Below are 4,357 nucleotides of genomic sequence, written 5' to 3'. Positions count from 1 at the left end.
CACGGCCCAAAGGGCCGTGGGGAGGGGGGATGAAGGGGGTGGGGCCCCTCCGCCTCCTCTCGTGGACTCTGAACCGCGTAACTTCTACACAAGATAAATGTGAGAGGACGAAGAGAAACAGTCCAGTCCTTAATCTTCTTCCTCTTCCCCAATCACTGTAAAACGCCTGGGGGATGTCGGGGGCATGAAGGGCCATTCCCTGGGCCCTGCAGCCGGCGGGGTCGGATAGAGCCCTGGCATCCATGTGCTCCACGAGACCCAAGGGATACCCGGGAATGGGAAGCCAAAGGACATGCCCGGCCGCTCCCGGCCAGGAACCCCTATCCCGCCTGGCCATCCCGAGAACCCATAACCGCCTTCTCGGGTGTACCCCTCAATCCCCGGCCCACCCAACGTCCATCCGGGATAAGATCCCTGCCGGAAGGAGGCCCCATAAGGATCCGGCCTGCTCATTCGCCAGGCCAGCGTAAGGGCGATTAGGAGCCCCATGGCCACCCCGACCATCACCGCGAGACCCCACCCTCCAAGACGGATCCCCACCCAAATCGCCCCGGTGATCCCGAAGGCGATCGCGAAGAGCATCAGCAGAAGTCCTATTATCGCCGATCGCATCGCACCCCCCTTAACGTGAAAGTTGAGCAGGGGCGCCGGAGCGCAAAAGTGCCAGGATACATCGCCCCCACCCCCTAACCCGTTCCGGGTTCATAGATGCCAACTCTATCTGGAAACTGCCTGCCCCAGGATCCGTCGAATTTCCTCCGGGGCGATGTAGGCCGCCTGAAAGCGAGTGACCGTCCCGCCCACCACCGCCAGGAAGTCCCCCTTCCCCTGCAGACGCTCTGCACCCGTCCCACCGATCCCCGCCGCCACCCGGGCATCTTCCGCCGAAACCACCCGCCCGACCAGACGGGCCGGGAAGTTCGCCGTCAGCCGTCCACCGAGAAGCGCCGCCGTCGGCTTCTGGGTGCAAGCCAGAAGGTGAATCCCGGCCTCCCGCCCTCGCTGGACCAGCCGGGTCAACAGTTCCCCGACCTCCCGTCCACCCTGCTGCACCAGATCCCCCAGCTCGTCGATGGCCACCAGCAACCGCGGGGTGAAGATCCCCTCCCGCGAGCGCCGCTCCATCAGCCGGACCGCTTCCTCGAGGCAGGTTACAGCCTCTGGCATCTCGCCGGCCGCGAAGGCCAGCGTATGGGGCAGGTCCCGGAACGCCGCGAAGGCCGTCCCCTTGGGATCCACGATCATCAACATCAGCTGTCCAGGCCGATGGGCCAGCACCAGGCTGGTCAGCATCGTCCGCGCGAGCGATGTCTTGCCGGACCCGGTGGTCCCCGCGACCAGGATGTGAGCCACCTGGGGGCTGGTCAGCCGGATCAACAGCGGTGCTCCATCGGCGGCCAAACCGAGAAGCGCCGTGTAGGGAGGATAGCGGGGCAACGCTTGGCGTACATGCTCCAACAACGGCAGGAAGCGCACCACCTGCGGATCCGACCGAGGGATCTCCAGCTGCACCACCGGTCCCTCCCGCTGGATCCGCACGCCGGGCACCCCCAGGGCCAGGGCCAGATCCTCCGCCAGCGCCTTCAGACGGGCCCAGCGGACGCCAGGGGCGGGAACGACTTGAAAGAGGATGGTGGTGGGAGTGACCCGACCTCCCGTCACCCGACCGGGTGATCGATGCTGCCAAAGCACTTGCTCCACCAAATCCGCCTGGGCTTCCAGCCACCTTTGCTTCATCGGAATGGCTCCTCTTGCTTCATTCGCAAGAAGAAAAAATGACCAGCGATTCAGCGCCCATCCGTTTCATGGATCCACGCCCCCAGATCCCGCACCGGACCGAACCGGAACGCCACGCGCCCCTCTAACACCCATGCCCGGCGATCCAACCGCATCGGCTGCAGATCTGGATGGGCCGGCCGAAGCCATAGGGTCCCTACGCCTTTCCCGTCCTCCGGCTCCTCCCAAATGAGCTGCTTCAACGTCATCTGGTTCCGGCCCCGCAACCGCACCACCACCAGATCCCCGGAACGAACCTCGTTCCACGAGACCGGCTCGATGAGCACCACGTCGTAAGGCTGGATCCCTAAGCCGATCATGGATTCCCCGCGGACCCATAAGGCGAACCGGCAGCGCCGTGGCGCCCATGTCGCCGGCAGCCGCAGCGTCCCCAGATCCTGGGGGACGACTTCCCCTACTTGATCGGGAGTGGAAGCAGGGACCACCCCTTTCAGGGGGACAGATATGTGGGTGGGAAGGGAGACCGGGCGCCAGGTCCGATGCTTCCCAGGCTCCCGGACGACCAACCCCTGTCGGACAAGGGCGAGCAGGTGGTAGAGCGCATGGGCGCGGGAGGAGTATCCCATCTGCCGGCGGATCTCCTCCAGGGTCGGGCTATATCCGTGGATCTCCCAGTAAGCCTCCAGGTAGTCCAGCAACCGCTCTCGATCCGCCATCGCCGCTCCTTGTTAGAACAAATGTTCTAGTCAAAGAATACTCCCTTTAGGAGGATTTGTCAAGAGGCCCCGAGTCCCTGGGACCTGTAGAAACTTACAGGTCCAAAGCCCGTAATTTCTACAGTAGACAGCACGGCTAGGATGGGTTAAATGAGGGAATGGGGTAATGACCCGTTCAGACGCCCAGTGTTTCAAACACGCCCCCGCGCCATTCCCCTTAGGGCGCTTCGAGGACGGGGGATCATCGGCGACAGCTTCCAGCCTTCGAAGATCCTTAAGGGAAACTGCGGAGAAGCGGACTCGGGCCTAAGCTGTGGAAAAATCAGCCGCTTTCGGCCCGCAGCCTTAACGGCCAGCCGACGACGGGTACCCGGGCAGGCGATGGGCCTGCTGTCCAGTCGATAAGCCATTGCCCCGGATGCAGCGGGGGCCGCTGGCTCGGGCCCTATGAGAACGATTGCCAGTTATGCGCCGAGCTGGATTGGTTCTGCGTGGCCCAATGTTGCGCGGTGAACTGTGGGGATTCTCGCTACGTCTGCGCCATCGGCTAAATTGCCATGTGCCCGCTCTGCATGGTGGGTGCGACAGTATGATGCCCGTTCTGCGTTTCATATCCCTGCTGTCTACAATGGGTTCATGACTGCTGCCCTTGTGGGCCGTGTCTAGGGCTCTAAGGAGAGGGAGGGGTCCATATGTGGAAAAATGTTATCGGCTGGATACTCCTATTGGGGCTACTCGCTTTCATTTCTGCAGCCCCGCAAACCCCTCCTCGGGATAGGCTGGTAATGGCGGGGAATGTGCTGCTCGTGATGATGCATGCTCTGGTGTTTTGGGATGAGAGGAATGTTCGCTATCGCCTTCCTTTTCGCCTGCCTTCTGAAACCATCCTGGTTCTTCCCATCGGGTTCGCCCTGTTCACCGCCACGCGAATTCGGTGGCACGCGATGGAATTTACAGATTGGGAGCGACTGTTTCTCGGGTTCACCCCCCTGGTTCTTTACCTTGGTAATTACCTGCGGGAAGCCCAATGGAAGAAGCATCAGATGGCCACTAACGCGTAACGTAACATCGTGTGGGTGGAGGGTTCCGGAAGTGTCGCTCCTTGAGCGGGTCTTCCACGGCCTAGCCCGGCGAGCCGAGCAGGTGATTCGAGCGGTCGCGGTTGGGGGGGTGCTGGCGGTGGGGGTATGGGGGGCCTGCCAACCCTTGCCGCCCTCCACCCCTTCCCCGGCTCCCACCCCGGTCACCCCTCCATCGGTTCCCACACGCCCCTCAGAAGGGGTCACCCCCACCCGGATGGTCCCAAGGATTCCATCCCCGACCCCTCCGGCCTGCGCGTTTCAGGAGATCCCGGATCCTGAGCACCTCACGCCGGCCGATCGCGCCCTGCTGCCGGATCCCACCCGCTGGCGGTGGGAACCCCTCTCGGCGGAGGGACGCCCCCTGCGGGGGATCCGCGGCCTGATCCAGCCGCCTCTCCCCTGGCAGATCCGGGCGGAAGGGGCTGCGCTGGAAGTGTGGTTGCTCCTGAACCGGAGCGCCCGGGCCATCCAGGTGGCGGTGGATCTGCGAGGGGAGGCCCATCGGCGGTTGCATCCGGAGAGCCCCTGGGATCATTTTCTGAGCCCGGAGCTGATCTTCCAGCCCCATGTGCGGAAAGCGGCCTGGGAGCTCTGGGTGCCGCGGGCGGCGGCCCAACTGCGGGCGCGGCAAGAGGCCTTCCCCGCAGACCGCATCGGCGCCCAGCGGCTGCGGGTGACGCTGGAGGGGCGGGTGGGGCTGGAGGATCCGGCCCGCGGCGGTTTTCGGGATCTGAGGGCGCCGGCGCCGATGGGGGAGGCGTTGGTGATGACCGGGACCCTCGTGCTGGCCCGGGAGCGGGACCGGCCGGTGTGGTGGCGGGG

The 4,357-nt window shown here is 64.3% G+C and carries 4 protein-coding genes and 1 pseudogene; 2 read left to right on the top strand and 3 right to left on the bottom strand.

The features are described 5' to 3' along the window. Positions 1 to 129: 129 nt before the first annotated feature. From ACFMO5_RS03320 to ACFMO5_RS03310, 3 genes are all read right to left on the bottom strand, one after another. Entirely contained in the window at positions 130 to 612 is a 483-nt protein-coding gene (locus tag ACFMO5_RS03320; RefSeq protein WP_376791346.1) for a hypothetical protein, read from the bottom strand. Positions 613 to 717: 105 nt separating this feature from the next. Then, complete coding sequence (locus tag ACFMO5_RS03315) at positions 718 to 1,791, bottom strand: DNA translocase FtsK (RefSeq protein ID WP_376791347.1); 1,074 nt, start codon at positions 1,789 to 1,791, stop codon at positions 718 to 720. After that, complete coding sequence (locus tag ACFMO5_RS03310; RefSeq protein ID WP_376791345.1) at positions 1,788 to 2,453, bottom strand: LexA family protein; 666 nt, start codon at positions 2,451 to 2,453, stop codon at positions 1,788 to 1,790. Before ACFMO5_RS03310 ends, ACFMO5_RS03315 begins: the two co-directional genes overlap by 4 nt. Positions 2,454 to 3,238: 785 nt before the next feature. On the opposite strand from ACFMO5_RS03310, the gene ACFMO5_RS03305 reads away from it, so the two are divergent. Both ACFMO5_RS03305 and ACFMO5_RS03300 read left to right on the top strand, forming a co-directional pair. After that, positions 3,239 to 3,514 (top strand): hypothetical protein, encoded by a 276-nt coding sequence (locus ACFMO5_RS03305; RefSeq protein ID WP_376791344.1) that lies wholly within the window; start codon positions 3,239 to 3,241, stop codon positions 3,512 to 3,514. A gap of 31 nt (positions 3,515 to 3,545) precedes the next feature. Further along, positions 3,546 to 4,357, top strand: a pseudogene (locus tag ACFMO5_RS03300) (hypothetical protein); the annotation flags it as partial.

The sequence above is a fragment of the Thermoflexus sp. genome, assembly GCF_042408365.1.
Taxonomy (GTDB): domain Bacteria; phylum Chloroflexota; class Anaerolineae; order Thermoflexales; family Thermoflexaceae; genus Thermoflexus.
Note: the sequence above shows the minus strand (reverse complement) of the source record. Positions and strands in the feature narration are given on the sequence as shown.